Annotated in this window: 13 protein-coding genes; 1 reads left to right on the forward strand and 12 read right to left on the reverse strand. The window is 55.3% G+C overall.

What is annotated here, in order from left to right; translation table 11 throughout:
* Window positions 1-30 precede the first annotated feature (30 nt).
* Both J3A71_RS28170 and J3A71_RS28175 read right to left on the reverse strand, forming a co-directional pair.
* A complete protein-coding gene (locus J3A71_RS28170; RefSeq protein WP_209953535.1) occupies window positions 31-1,923 on the reverse strand; it encodes a hypothetical protein in 1,893 nt (630 codons plus the stop codon).
* Window positions 1,920-4,739: an AAA family ATPase gene (locus J3A71_RS28175; protein ID WP_209953537.1), complete on the reverse strand. Its 2,820-nt coding sequence runs from the start codon at window positions 4,737-4,739 to the stop codon at window positions 1,920-1,922. The genes J3A71_RS28170 and J3A71_RS28175 overlap by 4 nt, the downstream gene beginning before the upstream one ends.
* Before the next feature lie 231 nt (window positions 4,740-4,970).
* Here J3A71_RS28175 and J3A71_RS28180 point away from each other — a divergent pair, with 231 nt between their 5' ends.
* Window positions 4,971-6,500, forward strand: a complete 1,530-nt coding sequence (locus J3A71_RS28180) for a glycosyltransferase family 9 protein (RefSeq protein ID WP_209953539.1) — start codon at window positions 4,971-4,973, stop codon at window positions 6,498-6,500.
* On the opposite strand, the gene J3A71_RS28185 is transcribed toward J3A71_RS28180, so the two are convergent.
* The 10 genes from J3A71_RS28185 to istB form a co-directional block, all read right to left on the reverse strand.
* Window positions 6,455-7,189, reverse strand: coding sequence for a capsular polysaccharide synthesis protein (locus J3A71_RS28185; protein ID WP_245353439.1), 735 nt, complete (start codon window positions 7,187-7,189; stop codon window positions 6,455-6,457). The genes J3A71_RS28180 and J3A71_RS28185 overlap by 46 nt on opposite strands.
* Before the next feature lie 62 nt (window positions 7,190-7,251).
* Complete coding sequence (locus tag J3A71_RS28190; RefSeq protein ID WP_079380346.1) at window positions 7,252-8,376, reverse strand: hypothetical protein; 1,125 nt, start codon at window positions 8,374-8,376, stop codon at window positions 7,252-7,254.
* Between the two features lie 2 nt (window positions 8,377-8,378).
* A complete protein-coding gene (locus tag J3A71_RS28195; RefSeq protein ID WP_209953542.1) occupies window positions 8,379-9,245 on the reverse strand; it encodes a histidinol-phosphatase in 867 nt (288 codons plus the stop codon).
* On the reverse strand, window positions 9,242-10,270 hold the full coding sequence (locus J3A71_RS28200) for a radical SAM protein (RefSeq protein ID WP_209953544.1): 1,029 nt from the start codon (window positions 10,268-10,270) through the stop codon (window positions 9,242-9,244). Before J3A71_RS28200 ends, J3A71_RS28195 begins: the two co-directional genes overlap by 4 nt.
* A 159-nt stretch (window positions 10,271-10,429) precedes the next feature.
* Window positions 10,430-11,041, reverse strand: a complete 612-nt coding sequence (locus tag J3A71_RS28205; protein WP_209953546.1) for a hypothetical protein — start codon at window positions 11,039-11,041, stop codon at window positions 10,430-10,432.
* Window positions 11,042-11,120: 79 nt separating this feature from the next.
* Complete coding sequence (locus J3A71_RS28210) at window positions 11,121-12,923, reverse strand: hypothetical protein (RefSeq protein WP_209953547.1); 1,803 nt, start codon at window positions 12,921-12,923, stop codon at window positions 11,121-11,123.
* Window positions 12,923-15,367, reverse strand: coding sequence for an AAA family ATPase (locus tag J3A71_RS28215; RefSeq protein WP_209953549.1), 2,445 nt, complete (start codon window positions 15,365-15,367; stop codon window positions 12,923-12,925). Before J3A71_RS28215 ends, J3A71_RS28210 begins: the two co-directional genes overlap by 1 nt.
* Window positions 15,367-16,857: a hypothetical protein gene (locus J3A71_RS28220; protein WP_209953551.1), complete on the reverse strand. Its 1,491-nt coding sequence runs from the start codon at window positions 16,855-16,857 to the stop codon at window positions 15,367-15,369. Before J3A71_RS28220 ends, J3A71_RS28215 begins: the two co-directional genes overlap by 1 nt.
* Window positions 16,841-18,073, reverse strand: coding sequence for an AAA domain-containing protein (locus tag J3A71_RS28225; protein ID WP_348635374.1), 1,233 nt, complete (start codon window positions 18,071-18,073; stop codon window positions 16,841-16,843). Before J3A71_RS28225 ends, J3A71_RS28220 begins: the two co-directional genes overlap by 17 nt.
* Window positions 18,074-18,153: 80 nt before the next feature.
* Complete coding sequence (gene istB / locus J3A71_RS28230) at window positions 18,154-18,909, reverse strand: IS21-like element ISPpu7 family helper ATPase IstB (RefSeq protein ID WP_019437637.1); 756 nt, start codon at window positions 18,907-18,909, stop codon at window positions 18,154-18,156.
* Window positions 18,910-18,919: the final 10 nt, after the last annotated feature.

Genomic DNA, 18,919 nt, shown 5'->3' on the forward strand with positions numbered 1-18,919 from the left:
GCCAGAAAAAGACCAACGAGTAGCCGCCTGCTACGGTTGGATGGAAATGGCCTTCCATCCCCAGCTTTCACGCTTCTTGTTGTAGGCCTGTACCGCTGTACCGGAAACCTGCTGACCGTCTTTGATCTCGCAGTGCTCCACCAACGCCGCCGGAATAAATATTTCGCCCGGGGTAAAGCCCATGCCGTTAGAGACGCGAACCGCCTCGGTGAAGTCTTTGCGTAACAAATCGCCTGGCACTTTTTTGCTCGCCTTTGCGGCAAGCACGCGGTATTGAGGACCACGCTTCGAAACGTAGCGAACAAGCTGCACCTCGATGGCATCGCCCTCGGCAAACGCACACGGCAATGCCGACATCGGGATCTCACCATTGATCTCCCGGCTGACGATATAGCGAATGGCCTGTTTGTCCTCATTCACCTGGTTCACAACTCCTAAAAGCTCGGGCGCGATATCCCACGCAGTTGCGCCAGTCCGGCGCTCCAACACAAACAGGTTGAAGCGCTGATTATCATCAAACTCACCCTTGACCCTGACGGCATCTCCGGCCGCAAGATTCATCCGCGCGACCTTTGACTCAGGAATCGACACCTCCGAGGGGATTGAGCCTGTTTTCAGGAAAACCTTGCGCTTGGGCTTGTTCTCTCTGCCCGGCACGACAAAGGTCTCGCCCAGGCAGGCATCAATCCAGAGCAGGTCATTGAACAGCAGCGCTTCAGCCGCCTTTGCATGAAGCCTGTAGTAGTCACTGTTGGATGCCTTGGCCTGCACCCCGGCAAACCAATCCTGCGCGGCAATGCTGGCAACAGCCTCGGGGATCTTATAACCCTCCTGCTCCTTGGCTCGAATAATGGCTTCGACTTCGTGCTTGGCTGCTGCACAGTCGTTGGCCTCCAGCATGCGCTCGGCGACTTCCAGGCGAATTTTCCCTGTGAACTTGTCTTCTGCCGGACAGGTCAGCGCCTTGCAGTAACAGCCCAACGCAGCGTCTGGATCCTTCTGCGAGACAATGTCACCCAGCAGTCCCCAGGCCCAGTAGTCGTTTGACTTGGCCTTGGTCACTGCAATCCCGAAAGCCAGCGCCTCGTCATGCCGGCCCAGCGCGAGCAGCAGCTTGGCCTTGTTCAGCTTGAGAAATACATTGTCCGGAAAGCGCCCCATAGCACCATCAATGAAGGGCAGCATGTACGCCTGCCCGTCCGCATCATCGGCAGCAGCCGCTTCCTTGCCAGCCTGCTGGATGACTTTCTCAGCTAGTGACGGAAACTCCCTGCCATCCTCGGCGCGATAGCGCTCATAGTCGTCCTCGCGCAGATGCTGAAGATTCCAATGGCGGGAAAAGGCCAGCATTTTCAGCTTGTCCTGCCCGGCCAGCTTGGCGGCTAAGCGCAGTATGCGAGAGTGGAGCGAAGAGGGCTTTTCGATCGCCAGCTTGAGGTAGTCACTTAAATTACGCTTGGCCTCACCAACGTTGAAGTCCTCCCCGGCCATCAGTGCCTTGGTGTGCTGGTAAAGCTCCCAGCCGAAACTGGTCTGGATATCCTGATCGACAGCGCCGTTCATCCATACCTTGCGGTAGATTGCAGCCGCTTGCGCGTGCTGCCCGCTCTTGCTGAGCGCCTTGGCCTCGCTGATCTGCTGCCCAAAGGGATTGCACAGCGAGAGCGTATGGCGAACGCCTTTACTCAGCACATCGTCAGCAGGATCGACAACAATGCTCTCCAGCTGACTGCGATAGTGCGGCAGGCTCTCCAACTGCCCATCCTTGACGTCACGCTTGATCAGGTCGATCAAGCACCAGGCAAATGCCTTGCGGTCCCATTCATCGGCCTGCGGCGCAGCCATCAACTCAAGCGCCATCGCGTAGGCTTCGTCGATTGCCCCTTCCCTGCGCTTGGCGAATACCTCCTTGTTGCTAATCATGCCTGCATACCTGCGGTAAGCAGTTGCCCGACCTCAGCGACCATAGTGCCCGGTGAGCACGCTGCGACCACGGGCTGGCATTTCGTGAACTGGTCTTTGCCGTTGTACCAGATGTCATAAACGGCCACAGCACCATCGCGGGTAAAGCTGTAGCGCTGGCACCACTGCTGCTCAACCACCTTTTGCAGCGTGATACCACTGTCCGCACACAGGTTCAGCACCTTGGCGTGAAACTCATTGAGGAACGGCTTGGCGAAATGAACATCGGCAACCCCTGCCGTCCCGCCATCCGCAAGCGGCAAGCCCTTGAGCGCGGCCAGCACAGCACTCAGTTCGCCGCTCAACTCGGAAAGATAAGGAGCCGCTACACCGGTAATCTTGCTCTTGCCGTTATAGGCAATGTCTATACGGGCAGACTCCCCATCACGGCTGAAGAGATATACCTCCTGGTACTGGTGATGGAGAACGTCCTCGATACTGATCCCCCGCCCGGCAATTAACCGACGTACCTCGGTCAGCAACGCGAGCAGCACTGTTGCACTGGCGGGGATGCCGAATGTTTCGTCCTGCGGCGCAGGGGCAACCGCTGCAAATGCTGGCGCTGCAACGCTGGGAGCCGGAACCGGAGCCGCGGGCATGCTGGGCGCCGCGCCGAGCATCTCCAGCGCCGGATTGGCCACCATCTGAATACCACTCCACGGCTGGTGGTTCGGCGGATCGAGCAGATACAGGTGGTGCGCCGTGCGCGTAATCGCCGTGTAGAGCCAGCGGAAGTAGTCAGCCGTGAGCTGGCTTTGGTGGCTTTTGCATTTCACAAACACATGATTCCACTCACTGCCCTGCGCCTTGTGGCAGGTGATGGCGTAACCGAACTTGAGCCTCAAGGCATTGAAATACGGATCCGCCATCAGGGCGTCCTTGAACGCCTTAGTCCGCCTTGGCAAGTGCTTGTGGCGCATGCAGAAGTCGAGGTATAGCGCCTTGTTCTCATCTGACGAGAGCGTTGGCTCCTTGCTGTAAAGCAGATCCTCGATGATCTTGGCCGGGAAGAAATGCGCTGTGCCATCAAGGTCACGGAAGCCTGCCAGTACGTCCCTGAAGCGCAGCGGCACAACAATTTCCTCGACCACTGCAGTTTCGGGATTTCTCCGCCTCAGCTTGACGCTGCGCTCTTCAACCTCTCCGAGCACCTCACGAATCAGGCCGAAATCACCGTTCGAGATAAAGAATCCGTGCGCATTGCTATTGGCTACAGCCATCACCTTGTCTCCCGGCATCACCTGCGCGCAGCCGGGGAAGAAGTGTTCGCGAATTAGCCGATTGTAATCGCCCACGTCAGCGTTGGAGTGAGCAATGACGATGGACTCGCCGTTGATCTTGCCGCCACAGGAATCCAGATAACGCTGCAACAGCGCCTGATGTTCGACCTTCTCAACGTCCGGATAGGAGAGGTCCATGGTCAGGCGGTTGAACACCTTGCTCTGCAGTGACTGTCGCAGGGGCTGAGCATTGGCCAGAATGCCGCTCTGCGCTTTCTGCCGCACCACCTCAGACAGCTCGTATTCGCTGCAACGGACGCGATGATGACGCAACAGATACTCCGCATCCAGCGCCGGCGAAAAGCTCATGCCCACGGGAGGCAACTGCGCATCGTCACCGATGAAGATGACCTTCTTGCGGTGATCGTTATGGTCCGGATTGACGAACTCGAATAGGTCGGCAAGCAGATAGCCAGACCCGAAGCGGAAGAACTCCGCCTCCTGGTAGATATCCGCCACCATGGACGCCTCATCCACGATGTACACCGTATCCACAGAAAGCGTGTTCACCGCCAGCTTGGCGTAGAACTTGAAGGTCTCGGAGCCCTCGGTGTCTGCATCGCGGTACTCGTCCATATCGTCAAACGCATAGAGAGTTTTGTGCAGGGTGTAAGCCGGCGACTGGGTTTTGCTGGCGATCACCTTCGCGGCCTTGCCGGTTGGCGCAGCCAGTACATAGTTGCGGCCAATCGCCCGGAAATATTCGGTCAGCCCCTTGGTGATAAAGGTTTTACCGGTACCGGCGTAGCCCTTGAGGAGGAAGACGTTCTGCGTATTGCTGGCGAGGAAATGCTCGAGCTGATTGACCAGCTCCGTCTGGCCGCTGGTCAGCGTATAACCGGCAAAGGCATCGTGAATGCTGAGATGCCGGCGCGTGTTCGCGGCGCTGAAATCGATGCTACCCAAGGCATGAGCCGAGGCGCACTTGAAATCATCCAGCCTGGCCTGATCAGGTGTTGGGGTTATTGACGCAGCTACAGCCTGAGAGTCTTTCTCTGCAGCTTCCAGGCCGCTCAACTCGTCTTTCGCTAAGGCCAACTGCTCGGCAGGGTCTTCTGCAGGGCCGCCCTGCTCCGAGGCTTCTACAGGAGCCGTGAAAGGCGGATAGGTGTCGGCAGACTCACCGCTGTAGGTCTTGAAGAACCACTGGCCGATCAAATACGCATCCCAAATCAGGGCAAGCGAGATGCTGGCGTCGATTAAACTGCCATGGGCGGCTTTATTGCCGATCATCCGCAGGGCGTGCAGCTTCTGCAGCACGATGTCGCCAACTACCTCCTGAAAGGCAGGATATTTGAGCTTCTCGAAGAACCCATCGGACGGTTCACTGGGCAGGCTCAAATCTCTGTAGAGAACGCCAACCAGAACCTCTGCAAAGCAGCGGAGTTTTATGACAGCAGTGTGCGGGTCGGCAAACACATAGCGCTCAGCAAGCGAGGCGTGCATATACAGCTCGGGCCAGCGAGACTTCAGCGGGGCAAAATTATCAGAAACCATTCATTATCCTTACGCGACCAGGCGGCCCCCTTACGAACCATCGATTCCTTTACTAGCAGAGTGCCTTATAGCGCCCTTTAGCAGACTGACGAAAGTCAAATGGCTACTCAATCACTGGCCGTCATTTGCCCTTTCAACGGCGAATGCTCGAGGCCAAGCCTGTTTTGATAGGCAAACACTCAGCTCTGCTTTAGTGTCTATGCGGCCCCGTGGAAAATTGAGCCTACAAAAATGTCATTTGTGCGAAACGCATCTAAAGCATGCATGCGTGTGGTGTTTCGCTTACTGGTCGATAGGTCGCTGCAGCCCAGGCCTACGGAAGGAAACCTGCACATTCTTATCCCTCGCTGGGATGCCAAGCTGGGCGACTCTATCGTTTCATCCTTCTTCTTTCGAGAGGCTCGCAAACTCAATGCCCGCGTGACCGTTCTGACGGTCGTTGAGCTTGCCCAGATGCACGCGCAGGACTTTGGCGTGGATCAAGTCGTGATTACGAACGCCAATCCTGGAGTACTCGAACTTCGCCGCCTAGCGCAGCAGCTTGGACAGGTCGATGTTGTGGTGCATCTGGTAGGGAGAATCCAGCCTGCGGAGATCCTGTTTTTGCGATTGCTGCACCCGGCCCGCGTGTACTCCCTCGATGACCGTTTGCGCTGTGTCAATCGCAAGTTCGGTGAAGCAACTGCCGGTCTCGACATGGCCGAGCGCTACCGATGCGTGCTTATTGACTTGGGTGCACGCATGGTCGATAGGAAGTACATCGTTCCCCTTCCTGACACGATGCCGAGCGCCACCTCAGCCCGGGAAATCCTATTCAACCCCTACGCCAGCCGCACAGATAAAAGCTTGGCCTTCGACCGATCCGTGAGCGTGCTGAACGCCATCGCCGACACTTATCCAACTCGGTCTATTGGAATCCTATACAGCCCCGTGACACGAGCAGATGCGCTGCGCATGGAAGTCGCGGTGGCTAGACGAAACGTGCGCGTCGTCCATGGACTGGCATCCCCTAAGGATGCCGCTGGACACATACGCTGCGCACAGGTCGTGGTCAGTGTCGACACGGCAATCGTTCACATGGCGGTCGGCCTAGAAACAAAGCTGGTGGCAATCTACCCAGCCATGGCTGAACAAGCTAACCCGTGGCTGCCCCCACCTTCTACTTTAACTCGGGTCGTCTATAGCCTGCAACACACTGATCAGGTTCGGCGCACCGGCAAGAGGGACATGAATGCGTTCTCAATAGAGGCTCTGTTGGAAAACCTTCATCAATTGTTGGTCACTACACCAGAAACTGAGCAGCTCCATTCGATCAGAGCGCGGTTAGTACGTGGTCTGGGCGTCGCACAGGGAACCCTCGCCCGTCAGTTACCCCTGATCAGCAAGGACTTCCCCGAGGTCGCTGACTGTTACCCTGGGACCATAAACTTGGAGCTCGAATGTCCTCTCGAAGTGACGCAGCCCGATCATCGCACTGCTCCGCTCGCCTGGACTCCGAGCGGACGGACGACTGAAGTATTCGACCTGGTACGCGTTGAGCTCGAGTTCAGCCCACCACCAACGCGCGTGCCCGCATGGTTGTACATTGCCCACGCATCCCCTCACCGTGGCACACCGACCGTCCATGAGGTGATAACTCAGCAGTTAAACCTTAGTGAGGTCAGTGAGTGCAAAATTCATCTGCGCGCAAGCGCAGTAACACTGACGCTCACACATCAACAAACGGTGCCCATCAGCCGCTCGCTCTCTCCAATCCAATAGCCACGATCAGCCTCGATGTGCAGGAACAAATTGGCCAGCAAGGTACCGCCAGAGAGAAACTCTTCAACAGATTCTATACGCGTGGCCGTACGCCGGAAGTAGGTGTTGTAGAGTTTGAGCATGGCAGTATCTCTCACTAGAAAGTCTACAACGCTGACATCCCGACGACGCATCACCTCACAGCTTGCGAAGTTGTACTTTGGACGGTAGCCGGGGTCGACGATATCTCCGGCTATAGGCACTACTTCGTCACCAGATTGATCCACGATGTCCTTGATACGCCCAGGATTGCCCCAAGCATGGGCGCCTGCCTCAAGCCCAGTAGCCAATGCGCGGGCAAGAAGTGGGTTTCCTGGTTGGGACGCAAAAATACATTCGTCATACCAATGCAGCTTATGACTGAGGCCTGCCGGAAACAGTAAGCTAGTTGGATCGCACAATAACAATGTGTCTGCATCCACCCACGCACCTCCATATTGATGGACGAAGGCCATGCGAATGAAGTCGCTCCTGGCAACTATGGCCTCGATCCCCTCCGCTAGAGTAAATGGCAACGGTTCAAAGGCCCAAGGTTTATTAAGGATTCGAGGGGCGATCAGGTCCTGGACCGTCCGCGGTGTAAGCAATTGAAAGCGCTCACCCAGGGCTCTACGCATCGAGACCAATGCCAGCGCGACATAGGCTGGCATGACCTGCCTAGGGGCATTTTCCCAATAGCTCACATATCGAACGGAACTATGAAGGCAGCTGTTCACGGGTGAATCGCCATGCCATTGGTACTTAGCAACCCGACATTCGTCAGGTACTCCCTCAACAACGCCATTGAAGGAGCGCATTGTGGCTGACCTAGAAACTCGTTACCCAAGGCCGACTTGTAGAGGCGCAGCCAGGTCAGCGCAGGCACCTTCGGCAGGAAGGTGGCGAGCGACTCTCGGTTTCCCTCCCCGAACAACAGGCGCAGGGTGCGCAGGATTGGTTGGTAGTCCCGCGCAGACAACAGCTCCGCAACGGTATCGTCCAGCCGTTGCTCAATCACCACACTATTCAGCCGATCCTCAACCGAGGCGTCGCCCAACGCCACCCGGGGGTCGATCGCCACGGGATAGATTGCGCGGAACGACTTTGCACCGTTACGCATGGATTCATAAAGCAGTTTGTCGGCAGTAGATCCGGTAACCAACACATCGTCGCCGAAGATCACATGCACACCGCTCCAACGATAAAAATTTTCAGCCGGAATGACATGATCCTGGACCAGATTGACGCGCTCCCGCTCCTCGGTGCTGAGGCTGGCGTAGTCCTCGCAGGGCGGCGCAATCCTGGGCAGCTTGACGTTGATGATGGTCGGCAACGCCATATGCGCCAATTTGACGTTGACCTCCTCTACCACGATCTCATAGAGCACGTTCGCCGTGGACGGCACGTTGCGCCAACCAGTGGTCATCATCACCACGTTGTCACCACAGACCTTGGCGTTCTGGAACAGGTATGACCATTGCGAGTCTGGCCTATCCAGCTCGCCACTAAGGTAGTCGATCAGCTGTCTTGCGAGATACCGGATGTCATGCACACCGCCGTATTTTGCACGGCTGTAGATCCCAGCCAGCGCTGTGGCATCGCTGCCCGAGGCCATGTCGCGGAACAACCCCGACTCGGCAGGTGTAAGGCAGTGCAAGGCAGTACCGCCAAAAATCGAAACATACTCGGTCATGCTGATCAGGTCACGTGCAAACAGGTCGGCTGCGAAAGCGCGGAAACCAGTTTTCACATCATCAGCACAGGGCTGAGCGGAAGCCTGACGAAACATCGCCAACTGGACATCAGCCGGGCTATTAAGTACCTCGGACCATAGCGGAGAATTTCCGGGGGAAATCATGTTCAAGGCCCTTCAAGTCCTGCTGTCAAAGTTGCCAGTGTGCCCGGTAACGTCAGGCTGTCGAGAGCGACATCGATTCGACGGCGCTTCTCGTAGTAACTAATGCTCTTCAGCCCCAGGGGCCTCAGGGTCTCAAACAGTTCAGCAATGCCCGCACCAGCGTCACTCGGGTCATGGGCATCAGACCCAACCGTGAAGGGCACTTCGTGTGCGATGAGCTGCGCCACCAATTCCCGAGACGGATAAGACCAACGGCCCTGAACCTCTCTCCCCGTTGCCGGGTCCAGGCTCGACTTTCGAAGACCTGAGGCATTGAGCTCGAATGCAATACCGCTTCGGGCGAGCGGCTCCAGCAAAGGTTCGAAACGGCGCAGGAAGATGTCTTCCGGCACACTGCGCAGCAAGGTGTCGGCGTGCCCTACGGCATCGAACAGTCCACTGTCCAGCAGACCTTCGAGATTGGCGAAGTAGCGATCTAGGAACACCTGCTCGGCAAGGCGTGGCAGCTCCCAGACCTTCACCATCGCTTCATCTGGAACCTCCACGTAATGAATCGAGCCGATTACGAAGTCCATCGGGTACCGAGCAAGCAGCTCGCGACTGAAGGCGTCGGTGCCTGGCATGTAGTCGAGCTCCAGGCCACACAGGATGGTGATCTGCCCCTGATAAATCTCCCGCGCCCGCTCGATGTCAGCGAAATAGCGATCAAGTTCGGACGCGAGCAGACGATTGTGCATATCCACGGGGAACGGTGCGTGGTCGGTGATGGTTAGGACGGTCACGCCGGCGGCGATCGAGGCGCGAACTAACTCGTCGACAGTACCGATCGCATGCTTTGAATAAAAGGTGTGGCTGTGTGAGTCGATCATGCAGCGTCCCACTGTTCAAGTAACCCGGCATGACCTGCCAGCTCCTTCACCAGCCAGTAGGGGTTGTTCGCCTTGGCGATGATCGAACGAAGCAGCTCAGTGTTATCAAGACGCGTCAGCAACTCGGTCAAGGGTTGAGTATAAAGTGCTCGGGTTAAGGGCGTTTCCCGCACGTGGTCGACCAGCCGTTGCCAGTCGACACGGTCAAAATGAATGTTGCCTAGGCGCTGATTCTCGATGCCATAAAGGTATATGTCACCACTAGGCTTCACCGTGACATCCAAGCCGTTGGCCTGCGGCGATTTGTTCAGGCTGCCGAAGGTGAAGGGCTTGTTGACCTTGGACTCGATCGCCTCAATGTAGCCCAACATATCCAGATAGCCGGGGGCGGTTCCCGGAGTAGGGTGTACGAGGTTCTTGTAGTCGATACCGAAGCAATCGCCGCCCGCAACCAGTACATCTTCCAACACGCTCTTCGGCTCGATGGTTGCCTCAAGTCCCCAGCAAGCCAGTTCAGACTTTAGGTAGTGACGAGTGAAATCGCGGTCGGTATCGATTGACCGGAACGAGAAACTCAGCCCAGACGGTCGCCGACGCCGCAGGAAGTCTAAGCTGAAACCGTGGGCCCGCCATTTGACCTTCTCGATATGATGGCTGTCGGCACTGAGGCGGATGTTGCAGGTATCACCATTGTCCATGACAATTTGGTTTGTCGTGTCGTAGAAGTCCGCCATCTTGTCATGTGGATAGAACCCGCTGGTGATGAATTCGAAGCACTTGCCGCCTTCGGACAATCCAAGAATCTCATGGAACACTTTAGCGTTGTTGAGTGGCTCGCCTTCACCACTAATAGAGATGCGCTTGACCTCCGAAGCATTGATCAGCCTGGCAAGGTTCTCCCGAGCCAGCGTTGATAGCTCCATGCTGGTGCCAGATTTGTGCTTGTCAGCATACATACAGAAGGCACAACCGATTCCGCATATCTGGGTGATGTCGATGTAAAGAAGATGACCTTCGAGATCCATGTCTGATGACTCTATAATCCCAGCGCCAGCAGCGCGAGGAACTGTTCTATGGAAAGTGCACAGTTGCTCATCACAGCAATTAACCTGAGCTACGATTTTGTCCTGAGTTAACAACTTTAACTAATTTATATAGACTTCCAGCTCGGAAGGTTGGCCCTGTTATGAGTCAGCTTCTAGCAGCCTGCCCTCTGTGTCGTAAGCCCTGCGAACAGGTTGAATATTTAAGCGCAGTCCATCACTGCAAACTGTCAATTCACCTCCACAACCTGGGTGTGTGAAACCTATTGGCTTTGGATCTGGGTAAATGCGGTCGAAGGATGCCGATATCGGTAAAATTGGCAAAATTGTGGATTGCTCAGAGCCACAGGTTAGGCATCGCCCCCCGCTTTTCCGATTAACCATAAGACTGCACAGTTGCTGCACAAGTCGAAGTCTTTCTTGAGCAGCTACAAGTTCAGATTTAGCGCAAATTAGTGCTGGGGTTTCCACTGCTCTTATCTGCCACCAGCGCCTAATCGGCGGGTTGTTCAACAGCTCGTTTTCAACCACGCCGTGTAGATGCTTAACCTCTTTGGCTATTTCTGCCTCAATGGCCTCATCAGGCTTGACCTCGATACCTGACAAATCGTGGCAGCTATCACACCAACCCATGGCAACACGCATCTTTAGCTCTTTGCCTTCAATTAAGTAAAAGCGATAACCCCAGGTTTGTGCATCCCATGCATGCAGATCACACCCAGTACACCCATAGGTTAAGACAGGCATCGACACATGCTTGCTCCTCAATACGCACCAATCAAAAAGCATTCAGATCTTCAAATTTCGCTATAACTCAATAGCAAATCTAAGATCAGCCTATAATCGACAACGCCCAGCCTCTACGACCCTGCGTCCGGAAATCGTACTTTCCACCCAAAAGCTGCTCATATTGGCGCTGCCCCTTGGGGCCACGCAGGTAGCGAACCGTCCCACACGAGTCACATTCTGCCCTGAATCCAGCCGGACTCTGGAAAATCAAACGCCCCTGTTTTTTGCATACGGGGCAGCACTGCAGATAAGCAAGTTCCTGGTTGCGCTCGAGCAACTCAGAACCAAGCCGAACTGCATTGGCGGACTTCAATGCCGCATGAAGATCCGAAAGGAGACCATCCCCTAGCATGTCTCGAACTTGCATCGTTTTGGTTTGTAGGTCGACTTGCAATGCCGACGCACCCTTGGTCAGGCTGATTGCTACTGTCGGAATTTTCTCCAGCAGCCGACCATAGCTCTCCAGTAAAATGCGTTGCAGCGTTTGGTCTACTAACAAGCCAAATCGTTCTTCGCAGTACATATCTGAAGGTGAAAGTGGCACCCACTGCCCCAGAAAGGCATCTCCCTGAAGATCGTGACCTATAGCAGGCCAGGCGATATACCGATTGGAAGGCACCTCCACCTCTGGTGCGTGATCAGTTGTCAGCCAGGGTACAACCGTCAGCAGTACTTCTTCGCCAGATGCGCGTGTAATCAGTAACTCCCATTCCAACCTCTTCTGACGGAGCTGCAAAGTTTTACCGGCCCAAATACCTTGATCCCTGCCACCAAGATAGGGGTGCAGTGCTCTGCGGAGGACAAGCCCTGCGTAACGTGAGTAAGCTTGAGCAAGATTTTGGTTCCGCTTAAAGCGCTCCTCTGCGTCTACAGTAGCGCCGGCGTGGGTCTTCCCAAGGAGCTCCCATAGTGTGGCCACATGCCTGTAATGTGGGTCGTGGCTGAGGATGTTGGTACGGTGTAACGCACTCGCAACCCGAGCATTGCGATCAACGAGTGTGTAGAGGCCGCTTTGCCGCAACCCAGAAATGGTTTTATGCAGAATTTCTAGTTTGTGTAGGTTTTCATTTAATACCTTGAAAACCTTCCCTGTAGAACTCTGGTCAAAGGTCATACCCCAGATATCGCACACAGCACGGGCAAGCCGATGGTCAATATCTGCTGACTTGTAAAACTCCATCGCTTGCTCAAGCGTTGCCTTCAAACTGCCAAGTGTTGAAAGGCGGGCCCGCAGATACCTATCTGTTTCGTCGAGTAGCCTTGCATAGAGACGGTTTTCGTAAATGCCGTAATCATCCTTACTGAATCGAGCCATCACCTTTCGTGGGATAACACCACTCAGCGTCTGTCGCTGCCAGCACTCCGAATGGGACGCAAGATGGACCAGCGCCCCTTTGGACAACCTACGTGCACGAGCAATATCGGTGACCTCATCCTCATAGTGCATGTCCAGCCGCGGGCGTTGAGAAATTCGATGGAGATGGCCTTCACGTAGTACCTCCAGCAATCGCTCCTCAAACGGCTGGAGATGTCCTTGATCATCGACAATCGCAGCCGGCATAAGCGGAGATATCAATGAACCTGCCTGCTGGAGATCGGCATCTATGGTGGTTATGGCCTTGAACAGAAGGTCGTTGCTCGCAGCATCGACCTGGATTGGCAGGATGAACGAGCGAACCTGATCATTGAGCTGGAAGCGCTGTCCTTCATCGCCCACCAAAATGCCCGAGAAATTGGGCGTATGACCATTCAGGGTCAGCCCGGTGGTGTCTGCCCAATACCGACCGGGTGCCACCTTTTCCGGAAGCACACGCAGCTCGTGACCTGTCAGCCTGTCCAGCCACATCAGTTGACGCCTTCCAGCCGACGGATATCAGCTTCTAACCATTGATTACAGCTTTGCGGCACACCATCAAGACCTGCTTCCTCCCAGAAAGTCAGCAGTGCATCTTGCAGTGATTTCAGTGCATCAAGGCTCACATCGTAGCGGCCGGTAACCTTACCCTTGCGCATCACACGCGTGGACAACAGATGGTCCAGAGCTTCACCCTCGGATCCACCCGCCGCTTTAATGACCGGAATGAAGCGCATCGCTTGCTTCTCAAACCGATTTCCCCAACCCAGCCCAAAATCTGTTTCCAATTGCTTGGTCAGATCATCCTCGCTGAGCCACTTCAGGAGGTCACCGACTTCCTGCCGATGTTTATTGCATGCCTCGTCGAAGGCTTTGTTCAGAGAGGCATACGAGAAACTTGCGGGGTCGTATTGTTTGATCGTGAAGCGGTGGTCCTGCTTCGGCAGTGTCATCACATGCGCGCGGTCATAGGTTTTATCAGCCAACTCATTGGTAGTTTCGTCATGGTTGGCGGTACCGATAAACCAGACGTTGCTAGGCACAAGAATCTTGCGCCCATCACGCAGCATGACAGGCGCATTGGGCATGGCCGTCTCTGCAAGGCTGATCAGACGCTCATCCCGATTGTTTTTCTCAAGAGCCGAGAGAAACTCTGCAAAGTACTGCTCGGGGCGAGAAAGGTTCATCTCGTCGAGAAGAATCACATTGCAGGTATCTCTCCAGCGCGGTGTTTGCGCCTTATAAAGGGCTTGCAGACAATCCTTCTCGTAGAAACGTCGCTCAAAGGCGTTGTAGTGGCCGAGCAAATCATCCCGATCACGCCAGCCCGCCTGGACGGCAATATCGGTACAGAAGCCGCCCATGGCCTTGGCAAAAGCCTTCGCCAGACTGGTCTTACCCGTACCACTAATGCCCTGGAAGACATGCAGCTGACTCATAGCCAATCCGCCTAGCAGCAGGCGAATATCTTCAAGGGGATAAAACAGCTCAACCTGCTCTTCCGCCGTAGCAATACGATGCTGGAGCTCTTCAGCAAACTGTTTGAGTCCAGGCACGCACTCGTGCTCCATGCTTGCTCGATATTCCTTTCCAGAATCCATCAGCGACATGGCTGGGAAAGGCGTCTGAGTCTTCTGGGCACTGGTTAACTGCTCTATGCGGCTTTCCAGATCATCAATGTGCACAGTCAGCGTGTTTTTATGCTGCTCAAGCACACGCTTTTCCCGAGCCACAGCCTCAAGCTCAGTTGAAGCAACACGCTTGCTACTCAACTCGCGCCGCGACTCATCCAACTCGGGTCTTATAACAGCAAGATCACGCTCGAGATCCGCCTTGCTGCTGCGCAGGTAGTCGATTTCACGCTGAAGCTCGGAAGTATCCGACTGCTCCAAACTGCGTTTCAGCATTGCGTTTTCACGCTTTAACTCATCGAGTTGTCCCAAGATATCCGCAGCGGATTGATCTCCGAGTGCCTGCGCCAGCTCCTGCAGGTCAGCGAGTTTCTCTTTGAGTTCATCGGCCTTATTCCAGGCCGAATCGCGCTGGCTTTCAAGTTTTGCTATTGCACGCTCGTGGCTTGCGCGCTCAGCTTCCATTTCAGCTGCAACACGTTGCTCAAGGTTGGCTTGCGTAGCTTTGATATCAGCCCACTCGCGATCCATACGACTGCGCGCACGATCAAGCTCCATCTTGCTCTGCTTGATTTCATGTTCACGATCATCGAGCTGCTTTATGCGCTCCGATTCTTCCTCGGAGCAGTTATATTTGATCTCTGCCAAGCGTCGGGCAGCTTGTGCCAGTTCGGCATCAAGCTTGCGCTTTTCATCCTGCAGCTCTCGTAGTGAGCTTTCTTGCTGCTTGATAAGTTGTTGTTGACGCCCCTCAAGCTGGCGCAAGGCCTGTTCATTCTGCTCGACAAAACCCGCCTGAGCGTTGGCTTCGCGCAGGTTAAGTGAGCGCTCTGCATCCAGCAGCTCTGATTTCTTAAGCGCCAGTTGGGCCTGCTCGTCTTCAAAGGCAGCCTTTGCTTGATCAAAGGCTGCCTTGGCAGTCGCGAAAGCATCCTGTTGCTCTGCAAGTGCCTGCTCCCTTGAGCCAATACCGGCGACTAGGTTGTTGGCCTGATCCCAGCGCTCTGCGTACTCCTCGTGTAAACGCTCCTTGAGCTTAACCAGCTCTTTGCAGAAATCGGCAAATCGCTCAATCCAGCGCGCTAGATCGGTGTCACCTTCGGCCTGAAACCTTTCAAGCACACTAAGTAACCAGTCCTGCTCCACATGGATACTCATGCTCATATCAAACGACTGGTAAACCTTGGAGGCGCTCTCAAATGAAGCCTCCCAAGTATGGAGCTGCTTCTCCAGCGAAGGACGTGATACTGCAGCTGCTGCAGGCACTTGTTGAGGGCCAAATTTATTCGCGCTCTTCTTCCCCATTACATCCATTCCTTAAACTGTGCAGTAAAGCTCAGGGCGAACTGGATACTGTCCAGCGCCACACGCGTCGTGAGTTGAATTGGTTGTTTGCCTGTAAAGCTGCTTTGGGCATGGCTGCTCTGATTTCGCAGATCTGCCAGCTCCAACAGCTTCTTAAGCTGCAGCTCGTTTTGACCCATCACCTTGAGAGGATGGCGTGACTCATTGAGTGTTCCCATGACCGCAGCAAAAAGCAGTGCCTTTAGTGAGGAAACAGGTGTAGCGCAGGCGCGAATGACCTGATCAAGTTTTTGCCTAGCCAGTAGATTGATGACATCAGCTGTTAAGGCAGGCACCTGCAAAGCCTTGAGAAGGTTCTGATTGAGCTTAAAGTCGAGTCTTTGCTGCGCGGGCAATACACCCACATCCGCAGGGTAGGTGCGAATTAGCCACTGCATCAGCACCTCAAGCAGCTTCTGACTTTCTACTAGGGCCGCATCCAGTTCCTGGTGGCTGTTATCACCCTGCTGCAGTTTCTCCCGACGCACCAGCAATGCAGCCAGATGCCGTTTGATATCCGGCTGGCGCTCCACCCAAGGATATTCAATCAGCACCTGAAGCTCTGTCTGTTTGCGCAGCGCTTCAAGCCACTCATCAACAGTCTGGTTTTCGATTCGCGCAATACCGACCAGGGTCTCAAGATGAGTAAGCAAGCGATCATCCTGTTCAATCGCTTGAAGAAGTGACTCCTGCAACCACCATGCATTCTCACGCAATCCAAAGGGATCCTTGACAGCCCACAGGCCCTGTCCATGCTCATCGGCTGTTACCCAAACCAGAACCCGAGCGGGCTGAGCAATGGCGTCCAGACGCTGAACACCTTGCAAGCTAGCGTGCTCAGGTAAACCCGTTGACTCTCCCAGTTGCCGTGACGCCGAGTGATCCTCACGGTAATCACGGTAGGCAAACATCAACGACTCATGATCAAGACTTGGTAGCTTGGTATGTGCAGCGGCAATCTTGAAGGGCCGGATGGATTGACCTGTTTTCCTCTCGATCATGAACTCGGGGAACCGAGCCATTTGGTCCACAGGCTCCATTTGGCTCAGTTGCACAACAAGGCGAGGCCAAAATTTTCCGGTGAGCGCGTCCTGCAATAAATAGCCGGATTTCATATTGGTATCAGCGACATCCTGATCATCCAAGAGCCTTTCGCCATTGAGTGTCAGGGCATCTGCGTTATCAACCAGCCATCCATTACTGACACACTGAGCCTGTATCAACTTGATCAGATTCAGGTGAAGCCCAGTCAATTCAGCAAGTTCCTCTGCACGCACAGTTTTGGCACGAACCAAACCAAGTACCGCTCGCTGCAGTAGGTTCAATTGTGGCCGTTTGGGGGCTGGATACAGAACACGGTGTACCAGTACCGGCCAAAGCAATGCCTTTCTCTTACCTCTGGGCTTAGCATCAAACTTTAGGTACAAGCCCGACTCAACGAATGCGGCCACGTTCACCTCCGCACATCTGATGGAAAGCAGCCAGCGCTGGTACAGCCTCAGTAGCCTCAGGTGCAGTGGCTAAAGCCGCATCACCGACGCAAATCAGCATTTGCCGCTGACGACTCATGGCTACGTTCATTCGGTTGGGTAAGCGTAAAAAACCAAACTGCCGATTTAGTTGCTTTTCACGCTCGGCATTATCGTCGGCGTTATGCAGAGGCTTTGCGGGGGTATAGGTACGAACGCAAGACAAGAGCACAACATCAAATTCTTTACCCTGGAAGGCGTCGACCGATCCGACCCGTAATCTTTCCTCCATACTTTCTGAGCCGTCCCCACGTACCTTTCTTGCCCACTTGAAATGCTCGTGCGGCTCGAAGGCCCCATTGCGGAACTCCATCAGCGGGGTATCGCCGATACGCTGCTCAGCGAGTTTTTCCATGATCAAGTCGCGCTGGGCTGCATAGAAGGTAATAACGCCGATCGAAAGGCTGTCGCCCCCCGCTTTCAGAAGCCTGACCACCTCATCCGCGATGCGTTGCGCCTCAGCCTCTCTGACTCGGCTTGTACCACTGCGCTGATCCTTGCCTTGCGATGCAGGCACATCAATCCACTGGCAAATCCGGTCATGATAATCAGCGGCCAACGGACCAAGACCGGCGAGAAATGCTTCGGTAAATGCAAATTCATCCGCGCAGCGAAGGGTGTGAATCTGGCCCAGGCCGACCGATTCATAAAACTGCTTGCTGACAAACTCACCGAGTAATGGATGCATACGAAACTGGGTATCCAGCATTACGACACGGCGAATGTTGTCTACCTTTTCCAAGTCTTGCAGCTTGACCCGCATGCGTTCGAAAAGACTGGAGCGAAAAGCCATCAACTGCAGTTCGGTGAGCAGATGTTCTTCTTGTAGCTGCCCTTCGATGTCTGGCTCAAGCATGTGCGGCAACTGCCGGTCATCCCCGACCAACACCACACGGCGTTTGGCCATGGACATGGGGATAAAGAGGTCTAGAGGGTTCGCTCGGGCCGCCTCATCGATCACTACAGTATCGAATTCGACACCAGGGCTATCCAGACCAGGGAGAGCCTTAAGGCTTGCCATCTGTTTGCCTGCTGCCTGCTGACAGGTAGCACCCACTACCATGGAATACTCATAAACAATTGCCTGCGCAGCCCTTCGGTCCATTTCCAGGCTGCGGATTCCACGCCATTCGGACACTCAGCCCACGCTGATCCGGACACCTGTTCCACGCTCATTCGGACAGGCAGTCGGAGCGCAGCGACGCAGGGGTGGCATTGTTAGTCCGGGTTGGCTGGCGTCGTCAATTTCTGCGTCCGTTTGCGCATTGATTCACCCTTCAGATTGATCCGATAAGCGTTGTGCACCAGGCGGTCGAGGATGGCATCGGCCAGGGTCGGATCGCCGATCAGTTCGTGCCAGTTGTCCACCGGCATCTGGCTGGTGACGATGGTCGAGCGCTGGCCGTAACGGTCGTCCAGTAGCTCCAGCATGTCGCGCCGTTGCTCGCCGGTGAACGGGGCCAGGCCCCAGTCGTCGAGGATCAGCAGGTCGGTCTTGGCGTAGCTGCTCATCAGCTTGGCGAAGCGGCCGTCGCCATGGGCCAGACCCAGTTCTTCCAGCAAACGTGGCAGGCGCAGGTAGCGCACGCTGTAGCCCTCCCGGCAGGCCTGGTGGGCCAGGGCGCAGGCCAGCCAGGTTTTACCGACACCGGTGGGGCCGCCGATGATCAGGTTGAGGCCGTCGCGCAGCCACTGACCACTGCTCAGTTGCAGGATCAGCGCCTTATCCAGTCCGCGCGGGCTGCGGTAGTCGATGTCTTCGAGGCAGGCGTTGTGCTTGAGCCGGGCCTGGCGCAGGCGGCTGCTCAGGCGCTTGTCATCGCGTTCGGTCAGCTCGCGGTCGACCAGCAGGCCGAGGCGTTCTTCGAAGCTCAGGCTGTCGATGTCCGGGGTTTTCAGTTGTTCATTCAGCGCCTTGAGCATGCCGTGCAGGCGCAGGGTTTGCAGCTTGTCCAGGGTCGGATGGGGCAGCATGGTGGGATTC

This window comes from Pseudomonas sp. PvP089, from assembly GCF_017875165.1.
GTDB classification, from domain to species: domain Bacteria; phylum Pseudomonadota; class Gammaproteobacteria; order Pseudomonadales; family Pseudomonadaceae; genus Aquipseudomonas; species Aquipseudomonas fortuita.